Origin of the sequence: Bacillus sp. FSL W7-1034 (assembly GCF_038593365.1) — a bacterium.
In the GTDB taxonomy this organism is placed as follows: Bacteria; Bacillota; Bacilli; order Bacillales; family Bacillaceae; genus Bacillus; species Bacillus altitudinis.
Window position 1 is genome coordinate 2,156,951 of sequence record NZ_CP151989.1, and the last position, 22,331, is coordinate 2,179,281.

30 protein-coding genes are annotated in these 22,331 nt (G+C 40.8%); 4 read left to right on the plus strand and 26 right to left on the minus strand.

What is annotated here, in order from left to right:
• Positions 1 to 2 precede the first annotated feature (2 nt).
• From spoVAE to NST73_RS11115, 20 genes are all read right to left on the minus strand, one after another.
• Positions 3 to 353, minus strand: coding sequence for a stage V sporulation protein AE (spoVAE, locus tag NST73_RS11020; protein WP_007501045.1), 351 nt, complete (start codon positions 351 to 353; stop codon positions 3 to 5).
• Entirely contained in the window at positions 353 to 1,369 is a 1,017-nt protein-coding gene (gene spoVAD, locus NST73_RS11025) for a stage V sporulation protein AD (protein ID WP_024718928.1), read from the minus strand. Before spoVAD ends, spoVAE begins: the two co-directional genes overlap by 1 nt.
• A gap of 12 nt (positions 1,370 to 1,381) precedes the next feature.
• On the minus strand, positions 1,382 to 1,834 hold the full coding sequence (gene spoVAC / locus NST73_RS11030) for a stage V sporulation protein AC (protein WP_024718929.1): 453 nt from the start codon (positions 1,832 to 1,834) through the stop codon (positions 1,382 to 1,384).
• Between the two features lie 20 nt (positions 1,835 to 1,854).
• Positions 1,855 to 2,271, minus strand: a complete 417-nt coding sequence (locus NST73_RS11035) for a stage V sporulation protein AB (protein ID WP_007501049.1) — start codon at positions 2,269 to 2,271, stop codon at positions 1,855 to 1,857.
• Entirely contained in the window at positions 2,261 to 2,881 is a 621-nt protein-coding gene (locus tag NST73_RS11040; protein ID WP_024718931.1) for a stage V sporulation protein AA, read from the minus strand. The genes NST73_RS11035 and NST73_RS11040 overlap by 11 nt, the downstream gene beginning before the upstream one ends.
• Positions 2,882 to 2,995: 114 nt before the next feature.
• Positions 2,996 to 3,763, minus strand: a complete 768-nt coding sequence (gene sigF, locus NST73_RS11045; RefSeq protein WP_007501051.1) for an RNA polymerase sporulation sigma factor SigF — start codon at positions 3,761 to 3,763, stop codon at positions 2,996 to 2,998.
• A gap of 12 nt (positions 3,764 to 3,775) precedes the next feature.
• Positions 3,776 to 4,216: an anti-sigma F factor gene (gene spoIIAB / locus NST73_RS11050; protein ID WP_007501052.1), complete on the minus strand. Its 441-nt coding sequence runs from the start codon at positions 4,214 to 4,216 to the stop codon at positions 3,776 to 3,778.
• A complete protein-coding gene (gene spoIIAA / locus NST73_RS11055) occupies positions 4,213 to 4,566 on the minus strand; it encodes an anti-sigma F factor antagonist (protein WP_342461765.1) in 354 nt (117 codons plus the stop codon). Before spoIIAA ends, spoIIAB begins: the two co-directional genes overlap by 4 nt.
• Positions 4,567 to 4,723: 157 nt before the next feature.
• Complete coding sequence (locus NST73_RS11060; protein WP_007501054.1) at positions 4,724 to 5,926, minus strand: D-alanyl-D-alanine carboxypeptidase family protein; 1,203 nt, start codon at positions 5,924 to 5,926, stop codon at positions 4,724 to 4,726.
• Positions 5,927 to 6,036: 110 nt separating this feature from the next.
• Entirely contained in the window at positions 6,037 to 6,849 is an 813-nt protein-coding gene (locus NST73_RS11065) for a purine-nucleoside phosphorylase (protein ID WP_342499094.1), read from the minus strand.
• 11 nt (positions 6,850 to 6,860) lie between these two features.
• Positions 6,861 to 8,045 carry a phosphopentomutase gene (gene deoB / locus NST73_RS11070; RefSeq protein ID WP_025207568.1) on the minus strand — a complete coding sequence of 395 codons (1,185 nt, stop codon included), beginning with the start codon at positions 8,043 to 8,045 and terminating at the stop codon, positions 6,861 to 6,863.
• 153 nt (positions 8,046 to 8,198) lie between these two features.
• Entirely contained in the window at positions 8,199 to 9,089 is an 891-nt protein-coding gene (gene xerD / locus NST73_RS11075) for a site-specific tyrosine recombinase XerD (RefSeq protein ID WP_007501057.1), read from the minus strand.
• 6 nt (positions 9,090 to 9,095) lie between these two features.
• Positions 9,096 to 9,323 carry a YqzK family protein gene (locus tag NST73_RS11080; RefSeq protein WP_024718934.1) on the minus strand — a complete coding sequence of 76 codons (228 nt, stop codon included), beginning with the start codon at positions 9,321 to 9,323 and terminating at the stop codon, positions 9,096 to 9,098.
• Between the two features lie 117 nt (positions 9,324 to 9,440).
• Positions 9,441 to 9,893: a ferric iron uptake transcriptional regulator gene (gene fur, locus NST73_RS11085; RefSeq protein ID WP_003215577.1), complete on the minus strand. Its 453-nt coding sequence runs from the start codon at positions 9,891 to 9,893 to the stop codon at positions 9,441 to 9,443.
• A 121-nt stretch (positions 9,894 to 10,014) separates the two neighbouring features.
• Complete coding sequence (gene spoIIM, locus NST73_RS11090; RefSeq protein ID WP_017367532.1) at positions 10,015 to 10,659, minus strand: stage II sporulation protein M; 645 nt, start codon at positions 10,657 to 10,659, stop codon at positions 10,015 to 10,017.
• A 116-nt stretch (positions 10,660 to 10,775) separates the two neighbouring features.
• The gene (locus tag NST73_RS11095; protein WP_024718936.1) at positions 10,776 to 11,906 is read right to left on the minus strand and encodes a S8 family peptidase; all 1,131 of its coding nucleotides are present in this window, start codon (positions 11,904 to 11,906) and stop codon (positions 10,776 to 10,778) included.
• Positions 11,907 to 12,017: 111 nt separating this feature from the next.
• On the minus strand, positions 12,018 to 12,239 hold the full coding sequence (locus NST73_RS11100; protein WP_217967018.1) for a hypothetical protein: 222 nt from the start codon (positions 12,237 to 12,239) through the stop codon (positions 12,018 to 12,020).
• Positions 12,240 to 12,307: 68 nt separating this feature from the next.
• Positions 12,308 to 12,760: a GNAT family N-acetyltransferase gene (locus tag NST73_RS11105; protein ID WP_041091980.1), complete on the minus strand. Its 453-nt coding sequence runs from the start codon at positions 12,758 to 12,760 to the stop codon at positions 12,308 to 12,310.
• Positions 12,747 to 13,928: a TIGR00375 family protein gene (locus tag NST73_RS11110; RefSeq protein ID WP_135009210.1), complete on the minus strand. Its 1,182-nt coding sequence runs from the start codon at positions 13,926 to 13,928 to the stop codon at positions 12,747 to 12,749. Before NST73_RS11110 ends, NST73_RS11105 begins: the two co-directional genes overlap by 14 nt.
• Positions 13,925 to 14,482, minus strand: coding sequence for an NUDIX hydrolase (locus tag NST73_RS11115; RefSeq protein WP_024718940.1), 558 nt, complete (start codon positions 14,480 to 14,482; stop codon positions 13,925 to 13,927). The genes NST73_RS11110 and NST73_RS11115 overlap by 4 nt, the downstream gene beginning before the upstream one ends.
• Positions 14,483 to 14,650: 168 nt before the next feature.
• Between NST73_RS11115 and NST73_RS11120 the strand changes: the two genes are divergently transcribed.
• Complete coding sequence (locus NST73_RS11120) at positions 14,651 to 15,577, plus strand: aldo/keto reductase (protein WP_008343842.1); 927 nt, start codon at positions 14,651 to 14,653, stop codon at positions 15,575 to 15,577.
• Between the two features lie 174 nt (positions 15,578 to 15,751).
• Here NST73_RS11120 and NST73_RS11125 read toward each other — a convergent pair whose 3' ends face one another.
• Entirely contained in the window at positions 15,752 to 15,976 is a 225-nt protein-coding gene (locus NST73_RS11125; protein WP_008343840.1) for a YqkE family protein, read from the minus strand.
• Positions 15,977 to 16,095: 119 nt separating this feature from the next.
• Between NST73_RS11125 and NST73_RS11130 the strand changes: the two genes are divergently transcribed.
• Positions 16,096 to 17,025 (plus strand): alpha/beta fold hydrolase, encoded by a 930-nt coding sequence (locus NST73_RS11130; protein ID WP_268431868.1) that lies wholly within the window; start codon positions 16,096 to 16,098, stop codon positions 17,023 to 17,025.
• Positions 17,026 to 17,049: 24 nt separating this feature from the next.
• Here the strand turns inward: NST73_RS11130 and NST73_RS11135 are convergent, their stop codons facing one another.
• From NST73_RS11135 to NST73_RS11145, 3 genes are all read right to left on the minus strand, one after another.
• Positions 17,050 to 18,312, minus strand: coding sequence for a tetratricopeptide repeat protein (locus tag NST73_RS11135; protein WP_025207573.1), 1,263 nt, complete (start codon positions 18,310 to 18,312; stop codon positions 17,050 to 17,052).
• A 300-nt stretch (positions 18,313 to 18,612) separates the two neighbouring features.
• A complete protein-coding gene (locus NST73_RS11140) occupies positions 18,613 to 18,852 on the minus strand; it encodes a YqkC family protein (protein WP_008343836.1) in 240 nt (79 codons plus the stop codon).
• Positions 18,853 to 18,864: 12 nt separating this feature from the next.
• Entirely contained in the window at positions 18,865 to 19,191 is a 327-nt protein-coding gene (locus tag NST73_RS11145; protein WP_039165847.1) for an iron-sulfur cluster biosynthesis family protein, read from the minus strand.
• A 212-nt stretch (positions 19,192 to 19,403) separates the two neighbouring features.
• Here NST73_RS11145 and NST73_RS11150 point away from each other — a divergent pair, with 212 nt between their 5' ends.
• The gene (locus NST73_RS11150; protein WP_342499095.1) at positions 19,404 to 20,111 is read left to right on the plus strand and encodes an expansin EXLX1 family cellulose-binding protein; all 708 of its coding nucleotides are present in this window, start codon (positions 19,404 to 19,406) and stop codon (positions 20,109 to 20,111) included.
• An 18-nt stretch (positions 20,112 to 20,129) separates the two neighbouring features.
• On the opposite strand, the gene NST73_RS11155 is transcribed toward NST73_RS11150, so the two are convergent.
• Together NST73_RS11155 and NST73_RS11160 are read right to left on the minus strand one after the other, a co-directional pair.
• The gene (locus NST73_RS11155) at positions 20,130 to 21,104 is read right to left on the minus strand and encodes a GNAT family N-acetyltransferase (protein WP_342499096.1); all 975 of its coding nucleotides are present in this window, start codon (positions 21,102 to 21,104) and stop codon (positions 20,130 to 20,132) included.
• Complete coding sequence (locus tag NST73_RS11160) at positions 21,101 to 21,580, minus strand: GNAT family N-acetyltransferase (protein ID WP_007501073.1); 480 nt, start codon at positions 21,578 to 21,580, stop codon at positions 21,101 to 21,103. The genes NST73_RS11155 and NST73_RS11160 overlap by 4 nt, the downstream gene beginning before the upstream one ends.
• A gap of 282 nt (positions 21,581 to 21,862) precedes the next feature.
• On the opposite strand from NST73_RS11160, the gene NST73_RS11165 reads away from it, so the two are divergent.
• Positions 21,863 to 22,312 (plus strand): YfmQ family protein, encoded by a 450-nt coding sequence (locus NST73_RS11165; RefSeq protein ID WP_342473333.1) that lies wholly within the window; start codon positions 21,863 to 21,865, stop codon positions 22,310 to 22,312.
• Positions 22,313 to 22,331: the final 19 nt, after the last annotated feature.

Below are 22,331 nucleotides of genomic sequence, written 5' to 3' on the forward strand. Positions count from 1 at the left end.
GGTTATCCTTTCGGTTTAAAGATAAGTGCAATGATAAATGAAAATAAAATCGCAGCTGATATTCCAGCAGAGGTTAACTCAAAAATCCCAATTCCGATTCCAATAAATCCGTGGACATCGGCCTGATGCATCGCCCCATGAAGCAAGCTATGACCAAAGCTTACGATAGGGACGGTAGCACCCGCTCCTGCAAATTCAATAAATTTATCATAAATACCAAACCCGTCTAAAATCGTCCCCGCCACAACAAAGGTCGTCATGACATGTGCCGGTGTGAGTTTCAGTACATCAAGTAAAAGCTGGCCGATTACGCAAATCAGTCCGCCTGCAACAAAAGCAATCAAATAATCCATTAGCTTTCTCCTCCTGCACGCTCAAATACAACTCCGTGCGCAATGGTTGGAATGGTCTCTTTTTGCTGAACCATCATTGGGCTGAGAAGCGCCCCGGTTGCTACAACCAATACTCTTTGCAAATTCCCTGCTTTCATTTCTTGAAAGATGTGACTGAATGTCACGACAGCTGAGCAGGCACAGCCGCTGCCTCCAGCGAATACATTTTGATCAGGTGTGTATATGATTAATCCGCAATCATCATGCTTCCGTCCAAGCTGAATGCCATCTTCTTTCAGAAGATCCTTTAAAATAGGCGATCCAATTCCAGATAGATCTCCTGTTAGGATGAGATCATAATCATCTACTGTTCTTCCTAAGTCTTCTAAATGTTGTTTGATTGTGTCTGCCGCTGCAGGCGCCATAGCAGAACCCATATCGAATGGATCTGTAATCCCAAGATCCATCACCCGTCCGACGGTGGCACTTGTAATTTGAATTTGGGAAGGTTCTTGGCTGATGACGACAGCACCGCTCCCTGTCACTGTACTTGTGGCTGTATCTGGTTTTTGCCCGCCATATTCTGTTGGATTACGAAATTGCCGCTCTGCCGTCGCATTGTGACTGCTTGTCGCAGCAAGTGCTCTATTGGCAAACCCACCATCTATTAACGCTGAGGCAATGGCGACTGATTCCATAGATGTGGAGCAGGCACCAAATAAACAAAGAAACGGGATTTTGAGTTCTCTTGCCACATAGTTGGCTGTCACGTTTTGGTTTAGTAAATCTCCTGCCAGCAAAAGGTCAATATCACTTTTTTGCAAATTCGCTTTTGATAAGGCCATTGATATGGCATCATCCATGAGCTGCCTTTCAGCCATTTCCCAGTTCTTTTGATAACAGTGCATTTCATCATAGGTTTTATCAATGAGATGACCGATTGGGCCTTCTTTTTCTTTCGGTCCTGCAGCTGTTCCTTCCGCATTCACATAAAGCTTGTGTTCAAATACCCAAGATTGCTTACCTGTTAGTTTCACGTTTTATTCCTCCTACGAAAACATCTTTTCCAAGACGTATCGAATAATCCCTACGACATATGCCGAGACGACACCAAACACAATGACGTTCCCAGCCAGTTTAAACATGTTGGTCGCTACACCTAACACAAGCCCTTCACTTTTATGCTCAAGAGCCGCACTTGTCATGCTGTTTGCAAATCCTGTCACCGGGACAGCTGATCCCGCTCCAGCAAACTGGCCGATTTTATCGTAAATACCAATACCAGTTAAAATAGAAGAAATTAAAATAAGGGTCGCCACCGTTGGATTCCCTGCTGTCTTCTCATTAAAATCAAAAAAAGTAATATAGAAATTTTGCAATCCCTCGCCTATCGCACAAATCAAACCGCCGACAAGAAAAGCCTTGATGCAGTTCAGTACATAAGGAGGTTTCGGCTGATACGTTTTCACTTTAGATGGATAGTTCTCTTTTAAACTTGACACGTGTTGTTCCCTCCACATTTTTAAATATAAATAAGCCAATGAAATAGTGAGCCAAACACCTTTCCTAAGACGATGGCCATGAGCAGCAGCACAATTTTGCCGTCCATTCCAATTCTTTTCGTTAAGATAGGAAGTACATTTAACACTTCAGTGAGTGCGGCAGCAAGCATGCCGACAAAAATGCCAGATAAAAGACCGATCGGTAGCGCCAGCCATTTGGATAAATGCAAATGGACTTGACTTAAAGTAGCCCAGCCGCCAACGACCGCTCCACTTATCACGGCAGCCTCATATCCTTGAATAAAACGCTGCGTTTTCGTTAATTGCATTAATCGAGGGATAATACCAAGCACTGTGAGAAACGCCACGAATCCTGCCCCTACCGTTAAACCGCCGCCGAGCCCAACAAGCACCACAAAAAGCCATTTACCGATCATGGATATCTTTCAATGTTTCTTTGTTTTCATTGAGTGCGACATAATGATCAAGATCGAGCTGATATTTAAACATTTCCACTTCAAGCGGGCTTGGCTCTTCGTTTAAACGCTTTTTAAACACATGATTGAAAAATAAAATCATGCCAAAACCGAGTCCAAAGCTATATGGAATTTGTAATAAATACGGATGCTCAACCGTGTTTCCAGTAATCATCTCGTAAAGGCGGATATGAACAAGCCGCATACTAACATCCTCATGGAAATTCATGATGGCAAGGGCCGCTCCGACAAATAAGAGGAGCCATACAAACACGAATAATACGGGGGACAGCTGGCGTTTGCCTGTGTCTATTTCAACAATGGCTTCTGAGCCTCCGACCGTTTGAATGTCAATGTCAGGCCATGTTTTTTTGATCGTTTTGACCACATGCATGATATCTAACACAACGATGTGACGATCCTTTTTGCTGACATGGTATATCGGCATTTTGCTCAGCTTTTGCACAGCACTGTCATCTCCAGTGATTTGGGCGATATCCTCTAAATAAATAAGCTGATCATTACCAGTCTTAATCCGATGGCGCAGCCGAATAAAGATTTGTCCGTCCATCCAAGTCACTTCCTATACGATGGGTTAAAAATAGTATGTGGTGAAAAATGGTTCTCATACTGAAAGAACTTGATTTACCGGTAATTACCACACAAAAAAAGCCAGCCGAATTGGCTAGCTGTCTTTTTGATCCATTTGCATTTGGATTTGTTTTAAAATCTTCTTTTCAAGCCGTGAGACTTGCACTTGGGAAATTCCGAGTCTTTCTGCTACTTCTGATTGTGTTTGGTCTTTATAATACCTTAAATAGACAATCAGTTTCTCACGCTCTTCTAATTCTTTAATCGCCTCTTTTAGCGCAATTTTATCAAACCATCTTTCTTCTGAATGATCGGCAATTTGATCGAGCAACGTAATCGGATCGCCGTCATTTTCATACACGGTTTCATGAATAGATGATGGTGAGCGGACCGCTTCTTGAGCAAGGACGACATCCTCAGGTGTGATGTCCAGATATTCAGCGATTTCCTGAACAGTCGGCATTCTGCCATGAGATTTAGACAATTCGTCCCTTGCCCGCCTGATTTTATTTCCAAGTTCCTTTAAAGACCTGCTGACTTTGACGGTTCCATCATCACGAATGAAACGCTGAATTTCACCAATGATCATTGGAACGGCATAGGTCGAAAACTTCACATCATAAGACAAATCAAATTTATCAACAGATTTCAGCAGGCCAATACAGCCTATTTGGAACAGATCATCTGGTTCATATCCTCTATTTAAAAAGCGCTGAACAACGGACCAAACAAGACGCATGTTTTTTTCTACGAGGAGGTCTCTTGCTTGTTGATCTCCGTCTTGGCTTTTTTTGATGAGCTGTTTCACTTCATCATTAGACAGCTGTGCTTTTTTTGCTTGCTTTTTTACCTCCACATCCATATGAGCAGCTCCTTAATTACAAAGCGCTTTGCTTTTTGATAGATGCTTTGTTAAGCGGATTGTTGTGCCCATTTCTGGAGATGAGTCCACCATGACATCATCCATAAAGTTCTCCATGATCGTAAAACCCATCCCGGAGCGCTCTAAGTCTGGTTTCGTCGTAAAAAGCGGCTGCCTTGCTTCCTCAAGATCTGAAATGCCCATACCTTCGTCTCGAATCGTCAGATACACAATATGGTCATCCAGCGTAACGCTAATGTGCACCTTGCCGTCTGGATTCCCGTCATACCCGTGAATGATCGAGTTCGTTACCGCCTCTGATACAACGGTTTTGATTTCTGTTAACTCATCTAATGTTGGATCGAGCTGAGCGATGAATGCTGCCACCGTTACTCTCGCAAAGGATTCGTTTTGACTTAAAGCAGAAAAAGTCAGATTCATTTCATTTGTCATGATGCCACCCCCAATGTTTGCAGCGCAGTTTGCTCTGAAGGCTCCATACGAATAATTTTAAACAAGCCGGACATATCAAATAAACGGTTCACCGCTGGCGAGATCGCACAGACGACCATTTCACCGCCAAGTTGTTTAATTTCTTTGTATCTTCCTAAAATCACTCCGAGCCCAGAGCTGTCCATAAACGATAAATCAGCTAAATTCAGCACAATGTGGCGAATGTCCTCTGTTTCCAAATAATTCGTCACCTTTTGTCTCAATGTCTCTGCGGAGTGATGATCAAGCTCCCCTGTCAACCGAATGCAAAGTACGCTCTCTTTTATTTGAAAATCAATATCAAGGCTCATCTTTTCTTCCTCCTTGCTCTATTTTCGGATAAAGAATGTTTCTCTTTCTTCACATGCAAATCCTTCACCATGACAAAACTAGTGATCATTCGTCACATTTAGATGTTCTTTTCGTTCATAGCAAAAAAGACTGCCAGTTGCAGCAGTCTTTCACCTTTTACTTCCATTTAACAAATTCGGCCATAGCCCGTTTGAAGAACGTCCAAACACCGGCTTTTTCCATATCTTCTTTCGCTTCAACAGGACTTTCATGAAGCACTTTTCCATCTTTTTTCAAGATGATGGTGCCAAGTTTCGTTCCTTTTGAAAATGGGGCTGTGACATCTTGAGTTAATTTAATTTCTTTTTTGATCTGATCGACATTTTCGCCTTTTTTCGTTAGAAGAGAAATCGGTTCAGACGTGACAAGCTGAATTTTTTTCTTTTTCCCTTTGCTCACTTTGATCTCTGCTACATCTTGACCACGCTTGTACAGAGGATGCGTTGTATATTGACTAAAGGCGTAATCCAGCATTTTGACGACTTGAGCATTTCTGTCTTTTGGTGTGCTTGCGCCGAATACAACAGCAATCACACGCATGTTGCCTTTTTTAGCGGATGCAGTTAGACAGTATTTCGCCTCGCCTGTAAACCCTGTTTTCACCCCATCCACACCTGGATAAAATTTAATGAGACGGTTTGTATTCACAAGCCAGAATTTTTTATCCGTGTTCTGACGAAGATAGTCTTCGTATACACCTGTGAACTTGGTGATCTCTTCATATTTCAACAGCTCTTTCGCCATTTTTGCCATATCATGAGCCGTGCTGTAATGATCTTTTTCAGGAAGTCCTGTTGGATTTTGAAAGACCGTTGAGGTGAGTCCAAGCTCTTTTGCCTTTTTGTTCATCTGCTCAACAAACTGTTCTTCAGATCCAGCAATATGTTCTGCCATGGCAACTGAAGCATCGTTTCCTGACGCAATCGCAATGCCTTTTAGCATGTCTTTAACCGTCATTTCTTCTCCCGGTTCAAGGAAAATTTGTGAGCCTCCCATAGATGCTGCGTGATCGCTCGTTCTTACTTTATCAGTCATTTTTAATTTCCCTTGATCCATCGCTTCCATGATGAGAAGCATCGTCATGATTTTGGTCATACTTGCAGGGGCAAGTTTTTCATCACTGTTTTTGTTGTAAAGCACTTTTCCCGTGTCACGTTCCATTAAAATCGCTGATTTGGCTTCATGCGCCAATTCTGATGTTTGTTTTTCTCCTGGCTTTTCAATCTTTTCTTTTGCCATCGCTGATGGTGAAACCATTGAGATAAGGATCATTAAAGTAAACAATGCACATATATGACGTTTCAAGTGGCAGACCTCCATTATCGTAATCCTTTCTATTTTTTCCTCATAAAGGCTGTTTTATTCAGAGATCGTTTGATTGCCATAAAAAAAAGCCCTCTGTTTATGAACAGAAGGCTTTTTCACACGATCTATGAGAGTTGTTTGACAACTTCTTTCACTAAATCAAGGAAACTTGCTTTCACTTTTTCCGTCACTTCGATCACTTCATCATGAGAAAGCGGCTGATCTAAAATACCTGAAGCCGCATTAGAGATGCATGAAATACCAAGTACTTTTATGCCTGCATGACGTGCCACAATCACTTCTGGCACAGTCGACATACCGACTGCATCAGCGCCAAGCGTTCTGAGGAAACGAACCTCTGCCGGTGTTTCATATGAAGGGCCTGTCATTCCTGCATAAACCCCTTGCTGCACAGATATGCCTAAATGTTTAGCCGTTTTCTCTGCAAGTGCCAACAAATCTTTATCATACGGTGCAGACATATCAGGGAAACGAACCCCTTGACTGTCGTTTGGTCCAATTAACGGATTGGTCCCCATCATATTGATATGATCTGTAATCAACATAAGATCGCCAGGATGGAAGGACGTATTCACACCGCCCGCTGCATTTGTCACAATACATGTCTCAATGCCGATTTCTTTCATCACACGGACAGGAAATGTCACCTGCTTCATATCATACCCTTCATAGTAATGGAAACGTCCTTGCATGGCACAAACGACCGTGCCTTGCAGCGTTCCAATGACGAGCTGGCCTGCATGCCCTTCTACTGTTGAAACAGGGAATCCAGGAATATCTTCATATTTCAATTTGATTGGATTTTCAATCTCATCGGCTAAAATGCCAAGACCTGAACCTAAAATCAATCCAACTGTTGGTACATATGTCGATGCTTGTTTAATATATGCCGCCGCTTCTGAAAACTGTGCTCCCACGTGATTTCCCCCTATTTGAGTTTAGATAAAAAGCTTGTGCCGTATTTTGGCAGCGTTGATTTAAAATTATCTGCTACCGTTGCCCCAAGATCAGCAAATGTTTTCGCTGTTGGCAGCTCATTCGCTTCTTGATGCTTTTTGCTGTAAGCAATAAGCGGAACGTATTCTCTTGTATGATCTGTTCCGTGATGAACCGGGTCATTTCCGTGATCTGCTGTGATCACAAGCAGATCATCCTCTTTTAATAGATCAAACACTTCAGGTAGACGTGCATCAAATTCCTCTAGTGCCTTACCGTAGCCTTCTGGATCTCTTCTATGTCCATAAAGCGCATCAAAGTCGACAAGATTTAAGAAGCTCAGCCCAGTAAAGTCTGTTTTCAGCGTCTCCACTAGCTTGTCCATTCCATCCATGTTGGATTTCGTTCTGAGTGAAGAGGTGATTCCTTCACCATCATAAATATCAGAGATTTTTCCGATCGCAATGACATCAAGTCCATCATCTTTCAATTCATTCATGACGGTACGGTCGAATGGTTTTAATGCATAGTCATGACGATTTGGTGTTCTAACAAATGCCCCCGGCTCCCCGACAAATGGACGAGCGATGATGCGCCCTACCATATATTTTTCATCTAAAGTCAGTTCACGTGCGATTTCGCAAATGCGGTAAAGTTCGTCTAATGGCACAACTTCTTCGTGTGCAGCAATTTGCAGCACAGAATCTGCTGAAGTATAAACGATTAAATCGCCTGTTTTCATATGCTCTTCGCCAAGCTCATCCAGAATTTCTGTACCAGACGCTGGTTTATTTCCAATGATGCCGCGCCCTGTTTTTTCTTTTAATTCATTTAACAGTTCATCTGGAAAGCCGTCTGGAAAGACTTTAAATGGTGTGTCGATGTAAAGACCCATGATTTCCCAATGCCCTGTCATTGTGTCTTTCCCGTTGGATGCTTCTTGCATTTTCCCATAATACGCAAGCGGTTTTTCGTCCGCTGGAATTCCTTTAATTTCTTTAATATGACTTAGCCCAAGCTTCGCCATATTCGGCATATGAAGCCCGTTCATTTTTTCAGCAATATGTCCAAGTGTATCTGCACCTACATCATTAAAATCAGCAGCATCAGGTGCTTCCCCGATTCCTACTGAATCCATCACAATGAGGAAAATACGTTTATACTGATAATCAGGCATAAAAAAGCGCCTCCTTCAATATTCTTGTCCTTTCACCTTTCACAACTGGAGAGGTCAGACATCTCAAGTATAAACCGTTTTCAAGTCAATTGACAACCATAAACGGTCCAAACATAAAAAAGCATGATACACGTTCACCGTGCCATGCTTTACTTATGCCCTTGGATGGAATTTGTGATACACGTCTTTTAATCTTGTTTTTGTGACATGTGTGTAAATTTGTGTAGTAGAAATATCGGCATGTCCGAGCATTTCCTGTACGGCTCTAAGATCCGCACCGTTTTCAAGCAAATGTGTCGCAAATGAATGTCTGAGCGTATGAGGCGTCAGTTCTTTTTGAATACCTGCTTCTATGGCTCGTTTCTTTAAGTTCTTCCAAAAGCCCTGCCGCGACATTTTTTTTCCGTGATGATTCAGAAATAAAGCATCGGCCGGCTGTTTTTTGAGCAGCTTGTTTCTGCCTTTTTCTATATACACTTCAATCGCACTTGCAGCAGCTTCACCAATAGGCACGATTCGCTCTTTTCTTCCTTTTCCAAAACAGCGGATAAACCCCATGGTCAGATGCACATCTGCAAGAGTCAGATCAAGCATTTCACTTACGCGAATACCTGTTGCATATAAAAGTTCGAGCATGGCTTTGTCACGGTAGTCAAATGGTGTTTGCTGCTTAGGTGTATCGAGCAGCTTTTCTACCTCATCTAATGATAGAACTTTCGGTAATTTCCGCTCTGTTTTTTGTGATTCAATGTTCCATGACGGGTCATCTGTTGTCACTTTTTCACGGAGCAAAAATTGATGAAAGGAGCGTATCGATGATAGATGACGGACGGACGTTTTACTCGATTTCCCCTCGTCTTTTAACTGTTTTAAATAATGAATAATATGAAGGCGTGTGACGTCTTTTACATCTGTCAATTGTTCATGCGTCATTAAAAAAGACAAATAGTTCTGTAAATCTCTTTTATAAGAGACAATGGTATTTTCAGAGAGTCCTCTCTCTACTGTCATAAAATGAATAAAGTCGGATAATTGATCCTTCAATGGTTTCTACTCCCCGTTTTGATAAAAATAAATCAATCGATCCTGCCACCTGTCTTGTTTCGGCTGATCCATTTCCATCACTTTTATCGCTGCACCTTCTGGTTTATCGTAACGATGATAGCTTTCATATTCTGAATTTATCCATATCATAGCATAATAGAACAGGACGGTAAAACCAGTGAACAAGATAAATACTTTCATTACTTCACCTGTTGTTTTGAGCCATTTTCGCATGTTCTTCATGTCCTTTCTCGTGTTCTCATTACTTCAGCATATGCCAGGTGGGACAAGGAATATACAGCGAACATGCAAAAAACCTTTTCATTTTAAATGAAAAGGTTCCAATTCGGATTATTTGCCGGATTCATCATCATGACACCGGTGGCAAATACCATGGAATGTCAATCTATGATCCTTAATTTTAAATTTCCAGTCGCGTTCAATAATTTCTTCAACATCTTCTAATAAATCATCTTCTATCTCATCGACTGTTCCGCATTCCATACAGACAAGATGGTGATGGAAGTGAGCGGCTCCTTCTTTGCGAAGATCATATCGCGAAACGCCGTCTCCAAAGTTAATTTTATCAACAACTTTCAGTTCAGTAAGCAATTCTAACGTCCGATAAACAGTAGCAAGACCAATTTCAGGAGACTTCTCTTTTACGAGGAGGTATACATCTTCTGCACTTAAATGGTCTTCTTCATTCTCAAGCAGTACTCTTACTGTTGCTTCACGCTGTGGCGTGAGCTTATAGCTGGAAGAATGAAGCTGTTTCTTAATTCGATCAATCCGATTTTCCATTGACTTTCCCTCCTACGCCACATTACTTGATCATTATATCAAATGATGTGCAGAGAGCCAACTATAATCATTTTAAATTGATAAATAAATTGATTATTATTTAATAACGATTACAAAATCATCAAAACAGAACACCTGCCAGCTTTTTCATCAGCATAAATGATAAGTATGATTCAAAAAAGGACGAAAGAGCAGCGAGGGTTAAAATCATCAGTAGAACAGAAGCATACCGGCCAAACCAATGGATTGGCGCTTGACTGATGGTTTTTTTCATAAAAAGCTGACCAATTAAACGAATGGAGAACGCAATCGCACAAGTTCCGATCACTAAATACGCAGGAATGAGCAAGATATTTTGAGGAAGCACCGAGACAAAAGATAGAAAAAAACCGCTAAGCCCCATTTGATTGACCAAAAAACCGACAGTAAACCCAACTACAATCCCTTTTAAAAAGATCATCAGAAAAATAAGCGGCAGGCCAATGATGGAAATTCCGAGTATCCACATGAGGCCCAAATATTTCATATGATGCAAAAAGCTTTGCAAAAACATTTCTTTTGATTCTGCTGCTTTCTCATTCGTCAGTTGACCAAAAAATTGATTTAAATAGTAGAATAAATCCTCTTTCTGACTCATTGTCATACTATTGACGATAATGGCTCCAAAAATGACGCCCATTAAAAATAGTACAGAAACAAACAAATAAATCGATAAATGATCTTTCACGTGCTGAAGAAGATGTTCTTTCCAAGACTTTTTCCGCATGCGCCTTCCTCCCAAATAGTAAAGGTTACTAGATTCTATGAGAGAGCAGACGAAACATGACAGTTTTATGAAAAGAAAAAACGAGAAAGCAGCTGCACACTGCTTTCTCGTTTCCTTTATCGTGCAGCTTTTTGTACGTTCACAAGCCCAGCCCCATAATAAAAAGGTTCGCCAAGTTTTGTTGCCGTTTTTGTCAGCCTTTCACGCAATTCATCATTTGTGAGATTCGGATGTTTTGATAGAATGACTGCCGCAGCACCAGCTACATGAGGTGATGCCATAGACGTTCCACTCTTATATCCATATTCGTTATGAGGAATGGTACTTAATGTTGAAACGCCTGGTGCTGATACTTCCACTTCCTCCCCAACAGAGGAATCAAAGGCTCTTTGCTTTCGTTGATCCACTGATGCGACTGCCATGACAGAGCTGTATTTGGCCGGGTAATCTATCGTATTAAGTGACCCGTAGCTCCCAGCATTTCCTGCAGATGCGACAATGAGAATCCCGTTGTCATATGCTCGATCGACCGCTTCTTTCAGCGCCTCCGATTCACTTGCTCCCCCCATACTAATATTGATGACATCCATCTCATTCTCAATCGCCCATTCAATGCCTTTAATGATCCAGCTATAGTAGCCGTCACCATTTTCATCTGCCACTTTCACCGCATAGATCGAAGCTTTTGGTGCCACACCAACGACGCCTACCTTATTATCTAATGCTGCGATCGTGCCTGCAACGTGGGTTCCGTGTTCATGCGGGTCAACGAGCGGATCGGACTCTGTTGGAACAAAGCTGACACCACCAGTTACATGTAAATCTTCATGCTTGCCGTCGATTCCACTGTCAAGAACAGCTACTTTGACATTCTGTCCGGCATATCCTCGTTTATGTACCTTTTGTGCTTTAATGCTTTTGATACCATAAGGGACGCTTTGACCGCTTGTTTTTGCTTTTTGGTCTTCCTCAATAAAAGTAACTTCTTTTGCTTGATGTAGTTTTTCTTTTGATGCTTCGTTCAACGAAACTTTCATCATATCTATTTTATCTATTGATTCTTTCACATGACCGCCAGCTTTTTCAACAAGCTGTTTTTGTGTTTTGTCTTGAACGGAAGAAGAAAAACCGATCATATACTCTTTTTTTGCTTGATCCTTTGCAGATACATCTGATGCGCCGAATGTCATCGATGCCAGCAGCATACTTGCCATACAAAGCCCTGCTCCAAATGATTTGACCTTCACGATACCCACTCTCCCTTTCATTTCTTTTTGTCATTTAACTACATTTTTAGACAAAAAGAAACGACCGTTTGTCCTATTTTTTAAAATTTTTCCAATTATTTGATCTACTTGTCACAAAAAAGCAAAATAAAAATGCTTATGATCCTGTTCATAGCGATCATAAGCATTCCTATCTTTATGTTTTTTCATCATATGTTGCAAGGCTTCTTGTTTTGTTTTTGTCTTTCTTTCGTGTGTACTAAAATGCGGTATATTTCCTCTCGATTGTTCTGGAGTTCGACTGTGCTGCCTTTGAAGGTGTTCTCTCTTTTTCTTTGCTTTGCTTTTTCCCATTTCGCAAAACCCCTTTCGTTGTCGTTATGATACATGAAAGAACCTAAAAAAGATAGACGTATACACGCCTATCTTTCTATTCTCATCATATCAAGATGCGGAATTCCATCCTCATCATAACAATCTGAGACAGCTTCGAAGCCAAACGATTCGTAGAACGATTTCAAATAAGCCTGTGCTTGGATTTTAATCTTTGTTTCGCCTAATTCACTGAGCTTTTTTATCGCCTGATCGAGCAGGATCTTCCCGTAACCTTTTTTTCGGCCGGTCTTCGTCACAAGGACACGGCCAATGGATGCCTCTTTGTACATGATCCCGCTTTGGAAAATGCGGCAATAAGCCACAATCGTGCCGTTCTCTTTGGCGATTACATGCAGCGCCTCTTGATCACGATGATCAATTTCAGGATAAGGACATGTTTGTTCTACAACAAACACATTCACTCTTTCCATTAAAATCAGGTAAAGGTCTTCTTTAGACAGTTGTTCAAATGTGTGACATGTCCATTTAAGTTGATTCATGATTGATATCCACCTTACCGTAGACCCCGCCTCCTCCAGCGATCAGTCCAACTTCACCTCTTCTTGCTTTGATGATGTAATCGGCTGTTTTCTCAGGCAGGACCGCTTTTAATTCTTGTTCTGTTGCTTGATGAAGAATATTCATCTCTGTATGAAAGACAGCTTTTAACTTTTCTAACGTTTTGGCTCCAACACCCGGAATAAATTGAAGGGGAAGCTGGTGAACATAAGGAGGCCTTATTCCTTTGTCACTTTCTTGGTCAGCAAGCTCCTTTAACCGCTCACTCACCCCTTTTGTCATTCGGGTATGGCCGCATGCTTGGCACTTTTCTTGCTCCTGACTGTCAGGTCTTACCCCGCATTTCTCACAGGTCGTATGATAATACTTTCCGAGCCGCGGAGCGAGCCCATAATTTCCAGTGATGTTTCTGCCATCTTTTCCTTGAAGCGCTAGCTCGAATTCAGCAAAGGAGGCATGATCCATTCGGATCTTAGTATATTCCCGCGCAATTTTCCCTAAAGAATGGGCATCTGAATTTGTTAAAAAAGGATAGCGGTTTAGCTCACTTAGCTGGGAGGCCATAGACGTATCACAGCTAAGGCCAAGCTCAACAGCATCAATGAGTTCTGGATCGAATACTTCGGTTAAAGACGTATTGACCCCTTTGCCATATAAACTTTTATGCGGCGTAAAAATATGGGCAGGAATAAATAATCCCCCTAGTTCCTTCACCTTATGCTGAAGCGTTCTCCCATCCACATATAACCGCTGTGAACTCAAATGCACATTTTTCATATGAAGAGAAAGCCATGCGGAAAACTCAGACATTTTACGAAGCGTGGGCATAAAGGCAAGCACATGAATCGGACCTTTTGATTGGTCATCATTGATTTCTAGCTCACTGCCTAAAAGCAAAACGGTCTTTCCAAATGATAAACCGCCATCGGTTAGTTCAGTGTACGTGCCTTCCTCTACACCTTCTATCAGTTCTTCTAGTACTTCGGGAGATTGTGCATCAATGACACCAATCATCCCCATCCCTTTACTTTGAGACGCTTCAATGAGAATTTGGTCAATGGTCAGTGACCTTGCACCTGTAATTTTGACAGCCCTGCCTGTTCTTGTTCGACCAATATGAATATGGATATCTGCAAAGAATTCCCTCATTTTGTAGACTTAAGTACCTCTTGCAATTGTAAGTATTGAATGGCATAGGCTGTTTTTGCATCATAAATATGCTGTTTTTCGATGAGGTGCAGCGCTTCTTCTAATGAAACTTCCATCACTTCGACAAATTCATCCTCATCCAGCTCTCGTTTCTCTTCAAGCGGGACCAGCTGATCGGCAAGGTAGATATGAACAATTTCATCCGCAAACCCTGGTGATGTATAAAAGGCGGTCAGTTTTTGGAGCGCCTGAGTAGTATAGCCTGTCTCTTCTTCCAATTCTCTCAGTGCTGTATGTGCCGGCTCTTCCCCTTTTTCTAGTTTTCCAGCCGGAATCTCAACGATGGCTCTCTCCAGTGCTTTACGGTATTGCTTGACCAAAATGATTTTATTTTCGTCTGTACGTGCAATGACGGCTACTGCACCTGGATGTTTAATGATTTCGCGTTTGCCTGGTTTTCCGTTCGGCAATTCTACATCTTCAAGAACCAAGTCAATGATTTTTCCGTTATATAATGTTTTTGACGATAATGTTTTTTCTTCAAAGTCCTTCAATTTTGTCAGCTCCTCGTTCTACTTTCACTTTTTACTTCATTCATTTTAACATAGATGTTTTAAGAGAAGCCAAAATGCGGATGCCTGCTTCAATGCGCCTTTTGAAATCACCTAGCTTGAATTCCAGAATTGTTTCACTTAATGTGAAAGGATAGGAGTGTGATTGAATTGAAAAAAAGACGAATTGGCACCTCTGATCTCTTGGTTAGTGAGGCGGCACTAGGATGTATGTCCCTTGGGACTGAAAAAGAAAAAGCGCTCTCTTTATTAGATGAAGCCATTGATCTTGGGATTAACTATTTGGATACAGCTGATTTATATGATTTTGGAACAAATGAGGAAATCGTCGGGGAAGCCATTAAGAACAGACGCCAAGATTTGATTTTGGCCACTAAAGGCGGCAACCGCTTTGAAAAAGGCAAACCTGGCTGGGACTGGGATCCTTCAAAAGCATATATAAAAGAGGCAGTGAAACAAAGCCTGAAACGACTTCAAACAGATTATATTGATTTATATCAATTGCATGGCGGCACAATTGACGATCCAATTGACGAAACCATCGAGGCATTTGAAGAATTGGTTGAAGAAGGTGTCATTCGCTATTACGGCATATCGTCGATCCGTCCGAATGTCATTAAAGAATACGCCAAAAAATCAAATATCGTGAGCGTGATGATGCAATATAGTTTACTCGATCGTCGCCCAGAAGAATGGTTCTCTCTTCTTGAAGAACAAAGCATTAGTGTCGTGGCAAGAGGTCCTTTAGCAAAAGGATTATTAACTGAAAAACCCCTTTCGCAAGCAAGTGCGGCGATTCAAAAGAACGGGTATCTTGAATATTCATTTGAAGAGCTCCAGCAAATCATTCCTTCGTTAAAGAAAGTCGCTTATGACCTATCACTGACAGAGCTGTCCATTCAATACTTGCTCAAGCATTCTGCAGTCAGCTCTGTTGTTTTTGGCGCAAGCTCGGTGAAACAGTTAAAAGAAAATGTGGCAGCGGCAAATGCACGTTCATTAAGCGACCAAGAAGTTAAAGCTTTGTCATATTTCACAAAACAGTCTGTGTATGAGACGCATCGTTTGAATCAATAGAAGACAAATGGAAGAACAGCTTGCCACTTATGTTTTGTTTTAATGTACAACCCTATTGGTGCGATTCTGAAATGAAGTGATACGAGGGAGTCAGACGTGTTTTCTCTCAGCTCATGTAGTATGTATTCATCTCAATGATATAACATAAAAAAGGGAGCACCATAGCTCCCTTTTTTAACTTTTATACTTTCTCCAGTCTAAATGACTTTCATCTAGCAGCTCTGAGAAGCTTTTATTTTTTTCTTTTTCTTTCTGTTGCCGAAGGAGGTCTTGTCGTTTTTGTTCTTCTCTTTTTTCTGTCTCGGCGGCCAGATTCTGCTTCATTTGAAGGAGCTGCTGTTTCACATCATCCTTTATGCCGTCCTTTAGCTTTGCTTGATCTTGATTGGTCTTTTTCACTTTGCCTCTCTCCTTTTGCTTTAGTGTATCATCCGTTTTATTTGCTCAGCAAGAGTCACGCCAAACTCCCAACATGTGGTATGATCTTCATAGAAACCCTTCGGAAAGGAAGAATCAGCTTGAAGAAGAAATGGCTCGCTATACTCGCCTTGGTATTATTTCCACTCGCTGCAATCGGCATTTTTTTTACCAATAAAATGATGTATATACGAAAATTAACGGATGAAGAGCTCATCAAACGAGAATCAGATGAAGGGCACTATCATCACGAGGAGTTTCAACAGCTGCAAAAAGAGAAAGTTTGTATTCCTTCAGCATTTGGTTATGATCTTCATGGCTATTTTGTACCGATCCCTCATACAACACGTACCATCGTTCTTTGTCACGGGGTTACAGTCAGTTTGATCAATTCCGTGAAGTATATGAAATTATTCCAAAAGCTTGGATGGAATGTACTGCTTTATGATCATAGAAGACATGGGATGAGCGGCGGAAAAACAACGAGCTATGGATATTATGAAAAAGAAGATTTGGCTCAAGTCGTCAAGTGGCTGAGAAAAAGGCTTGGGGAAAAAGCAATCATTGGGATACACGGAGAATCGATGGGCGCAGTCACAACTTTATTATATGCTGCAAAACCGGATGCAAACGCCAATTTTTACATCGCTGATTGTCCTTTTGCTTCCTTTGAGGATCAGCTTCTGTATCGATTAAAAACAGATTTTCGTCTTTCAGGACAGTGGATTCTTCCACTAAGTGATCAAGTGTTGAAATGGCGGGACGGATACAGCATTCGGCAAGTTTCTCCACTTGATGTCATCGATCAGGTGAAAGAACCTATCCTTTTTATTCATAGCCTCCATGATGACTATATCCCTTGTGAGCAAAGCGAGCAGTTATACGCACGCAAAAAAGGTGATAAACGGCTATTTATTGCGCAACATGGTGCGCATGCGATGTCTTATAGTGACAATAAGGAAGTCTATGAACAAGAGGTCGAAGCATTTCTGGAAGCATTTCAATTCAATCAAAATGAAAGAGGAGAATGAACAGCCGTTCGTCTCCTCTTTTTGCTAACTTATACGATAGTCACCACTGTTGTATGGTGTCTGCCCGCCAGCTCCATATGGCTCTCTTCCGATTGCTGCTGACTCATGACCGATAACCCTGCAGTTGCTGCCAATAAAAGAACTATCAAACTCATTTTCATATAAATGACCTCCATTTTGAATTTTTGATATGGCTTGAATTTTCCTTTCGTAATACCGGGTAGAAACTTCAAATAATCCAAGCTCATTATAATAATGAGCCGCATCAAGTGCCAGTTCCTCAATATCTGGGTATAAACGCTTGTCCTCCAACAAATCTAATGTATCGTCTATGATTTTTATTTCTGCATCAACGTATAATGCTTTTAAAAACTGAAACTTGCAGATGTAAATTTCATCTTCTAATTCACAGGCTTTCATAATACCTTGTTGATAGAGAGTTAACGACTCTTCTATTTGTTTTTGTTTAAACAGGATTTGGGTCAGCATAAATAGTGGGTCTAGAGAGCGATTCAGATGGGTTAAATTCTCCTTTTCAAACACTTCAAGAGAGTCTTTGAGATAGCGACTTGCTGTAGCAAGATCGTTCATTTGGTAATAGCAGTTACCTAAGTTGAAAAGGGCCGAACCTATGACTCGAGGGTTTCCAATTGAGCGTGCTCGCTTTAGAGCATTTTTAAAGTAGGGCAATGCATGTTCATAGCATTTCAAATCATCATAGTTTGCACCGATGACAAATTCACAGTGGATGATTCTCAGCGTGTACGTTCTGTAGGCAGAGTACGTATCTAACGCTTGCAAAGCATAGTGCATCGAAAAGTGGGTTTGTTTCATGTGGTAGTATATTTCTGCTAATTTAAAATAAAATTCTGCTCTTTCTATATCATCTGATATGAGATTGAGCTTTTTTTCTGCGGAACGGTAATAAGCAATGGCGCTCAAATAGTTTCTCTGTTCAAATTCAAACATCCCTGTAAAAAAATGAACATAATATTCAAGCATATCTGTTAATTTGTTCTGCGAATGTTCAATTGTTTCTAGAAGCTTCTTAATCTCCTCATCATTCGAGGCTTTTTTTGCCGGTTCAAAATATTCAAGCATGACCTTATGTCGAAAATCCATCAGCTGGTAAAAAAGCAGCAAGTTCTGATCTTGCTCCATCTCAAGGATTTCCTGCTCGATCTCGGCCTTTAGCTTCTCTGCTTTCATGACATGAAATCCGCAAATCTGCCTATACCATTCGTTTATTTTGATTCCAACCTGAGGCGATGACAGCTTGAGCTTCAATTCACCTTAGCACCTCCCTCCTCATGTACGATACATGTTGTATTCTATCATATTTCCTCGAATGGAAGAAATATGAAATGTCGTTTTTCGTAAAGTTTTCGGTATCCCGCAATAACCGCTTTCATTGCCGATTTTTCGGCATTTACAGTCTCTATTTTTCTCTTTCTATTTTTCTCATTTTGTCTAAATGTTTGTTAAAAATGACTTTTTATCGTTGAAAAATCTCATTTTTCAAATTAGACAGTTCTCCTGTTTGATGAGATGATGATGGCACAAAAAAAGCCCTCTTCAGCAAAGGGCTTATAACACATCTGTTACGTGTTCCATATTCTCTTTTATCCAACTGACTGCTAATTCAAGCGTTGGAAATTCTTCCGTTTCAAATGTGACTTCATCTTGGAGAAGCCAGACGTCCTTTTTTACTGAATCCATTCCACCGATTGACCAGTGCAAAAGGCTATATGGATGATTATTATTTAAAAACGACACCCACGTTTTATTTTGTGCCGTATTTTGTATCACTTTCAGCTTTTGATCCACTACGTTTCCACCTTACTTTACAAGTATACCCATTCTCGGGCTGAGTATTTGTTGAGGACTTTTCAACATAAGTGTATTGGCTTTTTCATTAAAATCAATCGTCATTTCCTCGTCAAAAAACACCTTTTGTGCTGTGTGTATATATAGTTTTAAATGTTGGCTATTTTTAAGTGGTTCCCATTCACCTGTTCTTTCACTTGTTAACCAAAGCATCGGTACGCCACTCACTGCACAGCCACAACCTTCTGAATCGTAGCGAAGCAGTAATTCCTTCGTTCCGTTTCCTGTTTGCTGTTTTTCTATATACGTTTTAGCCAGTTCTGTGATGTGAATATACATGGCGAACATCCTTTTTAAATTGATGCTTACATTGTAACACATAAAACACCATAAAACATGACACACGACTAAATCCGAAAGTCATACTCTTTGAAATACACGCTCTTCTCACTAGGATTATATCTATCTATTGGCTCTTTCTGCATCCTGTTTTTTAGAATTATACTGATGACGCTATCAATTTTAAAAGAAGAAACAGGAGGTTTTAGATCGTGAAAAAAAGATTATCTCTCTGCTTTATCGGGGCGTTGATATTGATGTTGAGTTTCACTATGCCCAACATGAAAGCGGCATCTATCCTTGATGAAGTACGAGAAAGCTATGCGACTTATACGGGATCTGGTTACTCAGGGGGCGCCGCTTTATTAGATCCTATTCCCTCTGACATGAAAATTACAGCTTTAAATCCCCATGACTATAACTATAAAGGGGTAAATGCGGCACTTGCAGGGGCTTACCTTGAAGTAACGGGGCCAAAAGGAAAAACCGTTGTGTATGTAACCGATAAATATCCAGAAGGAGCAAAAGGAGCTCTTGATCTTTCTCCTAATGCCTTTGCCAAAATTGGCAATATGGAAGATGGGAAAATCCTAATTAGTTGGAAAATTATAAAAGCACCGATTAGCGGAAATGTAGCTTACAGAATAAAAGAAGGTAGCAGTGAGTGGTGGGCTGCGATTCAAGTGCGCAATCATAAATATCCGGTTATAAAAATGGAATATTACAAAGATGGACAATGGGTGAACATGGAAAAGACCGACTACAACCATTTCCTTGGCTTTCATATGGGGTCTACATCTCTTCCTGTTCGAATCACAGATATTCGCGGGGTCATAGTAAAGGATCAATTACCCGCTCTTCCATCTACTGCTGCTTCACAGGCCTATATTGTAAAAGGCAATGTTCAGCTTCCTAATTAACCGAGGAGAAGAGGCAGCTTATTTAAGAGCTTCCTCTCTTCCTTCTTTATCCCAGCGATATGCCTCATTTTCTATTTTTTTTATGATTTCATTCTTTCCTGCCATATAGCTTTGTATATCTTCCGGATACTGCTTTGCTAATTGTTCCTTGACAGACGCATACGCTTCAGCTCGTTCTGGGTGGACTCTTAAGTAATCTCGAAACAATAAATGTCTTTTCACATCAGGATGATTTCTTTCATACACATGGACATGATGCGTACGATTCAAGCCACCCTTTTGAAAAAAGCGTCTCCCTTTTATACCATTTTCACCGAGCGCTTCGTATCCAAGGTGTTCAAATCTCTCTTTTTTTCTATCGATCTCTTCTATATCGCTTACTTCTATTAATATATCTATAATTGGTTTGGCAACAAGTCCTGTAACTGACGTGCTGCCTATATGGTAGCCTTCTATCCAGCTCTTTTGAATGATTTGCTTGAGTCGCTGCTTTTCTTGACGGAATTCTTCATGCCATTCTTTTTTGAATTCGACAACCTCAACCCTGCGTCGCGGTGTCCATTTCATTTTTGATAGGGTGAGCTCTTTTGCCACATGAATGACATTTGTTTCAAAAAACCCTAATTTTTCATATAGCCTTTTTGCAGGGGTGTTTTCCTGCCCTGTGGTCAGTTCTATCGGCACATTCTTCTCTATGATTGTGGACATAAGTCTTGTTCCAATACCCTGCTTTAGCGCTTTTGGATGCACAGCCAATCGACTTATGATCAGACAATCTTTCAGCTCTTCATAAGAGACTACACCTAATAAGAGATCATGTTGCTGAAAACCAATAAATTGCTCTTTTGCTTTCATGACATCTTGAATGGTCTCTTTTAATGGCGGAAGATCAGCATAGCCAATTTGTTCAGCTTCTTGTTGGTATGCAGCTAGTTGAATATGTAAAATCTGCTTTGCTACATCAATTATTGTGTGATCTAAATGAACAATCATTTCATTGCCTCCAGCTTCTTCACAAATAACACACGGTCTTCATGAATGCCATCGTAATCTGAAAAGACTGAGATGCCATCTACTGTTTTATCTCCCTTTTCTATCTGAAACCCGAGTTTTGTATGGTAAGCAATGGAGACTTTATTGATAGGAGCTGTGACAGCTTTAATTGTTGTTCTTCCTTCCTTTTCAGCCGCTTCATAAAAAGCTTGATAGAGGATTTTACCTATCTTTAATTTACGGTGATCTGGGTGGACGCCAACAAAGTGAATATAGGCTTCATCCGAATGAGATTGCGATAAAAAACCAACCAAAAAGCCGATCAGCTCTCCCTTTTCAACGACAACAAAACTTGTTTGCTGGAAATGTTCAAAAAAGAGCTTTGGCAATTTTGCACGCAAATCTCTGCCTCCCCACCAGCTTTGAATGACGGATGTGACTGCGTAAAAATCTGACGGTTTCACTTGACGTATCATGATGGCCTCGCCCCTTTTTCCATTTTGGCTTTCCTTTGATTCGTTTTTTCTCAAAAATGCGATTGTTTCAATAGTCTACTGTCTGATCAAATGGTTGTAAAGACAGTATGCACGTCTTTTTTCATGTTCATTTGTTGGTTCTTCGTCTTTCAGCCGTCATCTCCTTTTAAATCTTCACACTTATTTCAAAAAGTTCACTTTTTGTGCGAAAGTTTCATTCATTTGTTATGTTAAGATGGTTCATATAGGAAATGGTACAAATGTTTATTGGAGATGATGAGATTGGTTTGGGTTGTTATTTCGCTTGTTGTGTTTAGTCTTTTAAAGCTGCTTGTCACCTCTTTGCCTTCTGGTGTTGTTGAGCGCCTTTTTAGCCGCTACGCCGTACATGCTAAATTAACAAGTGAGCAAACAAATATTACTTTTCAAGGTCGTTCGCTTGATGAGCAGCGAGCATCTGAAATCATTCAACATTTTAATGATGCGATCTTTATTGAACGCTATTATATTTACCCTGGTGATGAAGAACGCTTTCTTCATCCGAATGAAGGGCCAGCGCCGCTTACTATGCAAACAAAGCATGGGAAACATGATGTCACCCTTTATCTGTTCCATTATGATGACCATGTGGATGTGGTTCGGCAGTTTACACATAAGCCAAAGAAAAAGCTGATGGCTTATCGTCTGCGTTCTGAACCGCTCCAAACATTCCACAACATGGCACATGCCTAACAATCGTTGCAGCAGACGA

What these genes read in the sequence shown, in the direction of transcription:
- NST73_RS11080 (WP_024718934.1), bottom strand. Translation starts at nt 9,323, where the DNA reads ATGCGAAAATGGCTCAAAACAACAGGTGAAGTAATGAAAGTATTTATC.
- NST73_RS11060 (WP_007501054.1), bottom strand. Translation starts at nt 5,926, where the DNA reads ATGGAGGTCTGCCACTTGAAACGTCATATATGTGCATTGTTTACTTTA.
- spoIIM (WP_017367532.1), bottom strand. Translation starts at nt 10,659, where the DNA reads ATGCGGAAAAAGTCTTGGAAAGAACATCTTCTTCAGCACGTGAAAGAT.
- NST73_RS11155 (WP_342499096.1), bottom strand. Translation starts at nt 21,104, where the DNA reads ATGATTGTTCATTTAGATCACACAATAATTGATGTAGCAAAGCAGATT.
- NST73_RS11035 (WP_007501049.1), bottom strand. Translation starts at nt 2,271, where the DNA reads ATGATCGGTAAATGGCTTTTTGTGGTGCTTGTTGGGCTCGGCGGCGGT.
- deoB (WP_025207568.1), bottom strand. Translation starts at nt 8,045, where the DNA reads ATGCCTGATTATCAGTATAAACGTATTTTCCTCATTGTGATGGATTCA.
- fur (WP_003215577.1), bottom strand. Translation starts at nt 9,893, where the DNA reads ATGGAAAATCGGATTGATCGAATTAAGAAACAGCTTCATTCTTCCAGC.
- NST73_RS11160 (WP_007501073.1), bottom strand. Translation starts at nt 21,580, where the DNA reads ATGATACGTCAAGTGAAACCGTCAGATTTTTACGCAGTCACATCCGTC.
- NST73_RS11145 (WP_039165847.1), bottom strand. Translation starts at nt 19,191, where the DNA reads ATGTATATTCACATCACAGAACTGGCTAAAACGTATATAGAAAAACAG.
- NST73_RS11100 (WP_217967018.1), bottom strand. Translation starts at nt 12,239, where the DNA reads ATGGGAAAAAGCAAAGCAAAGAAAAAGAGAGAACACCTTCAAAGGCAG.
- sigF (WP_007501051.1), bottom strand. Translation starts at nt 3,763, where the DNA reads ATGGATGTGGAGGTAAAAAAGCAAGCAAAAAAAGCACAGCTGTCTAAT.
- NST73_RS11110 (WP_135009210.1), bottom strand. Translation starts at nt 13,928, where the DNA reads ATGAGGGAATTCTTTGCAGATATCCATATTCATATTGGTCGAACAAGA.
- NST73_RS11105 (WP_041091980.1), bottom strand. Translation starts at nt 12,760, where the DNA reads ATGAATCAACTTAAATGGACATGTCACACATTTGAACAACTGTCTAAA.
- spoVAE (WP_007501045.1), bottom strand. Translation starts at nt 353, where the DNA reads ATGGATTATTTGATTGCTTTTGTTGCAGGCGGACTGATTTGCGTAATC.
- NST73_RS11040 (WP_024718931.1), bottom strand. Translation starts at nt 2,881, where the DNA reads ATGGACGGACAAATCTTTATTCGGCTGCGCCATCGGATTAAGACTGGT.
- spoIIAB (WP_007501052.1), bottom strand. Translation starts at nt 4,216, where the DNA reads ATGACAAATGAAATGAATCTGACTTTTTCTGCTTTAAGTCAAAACGAA.
- spoIIAA (WP_342461765.1), bottom strand. Translation starts at nt 4,566, where the DNA reads ATGAGCCTTGATATTGATTTTCAAATAAAAGAGAGCGTACTTTGCATT.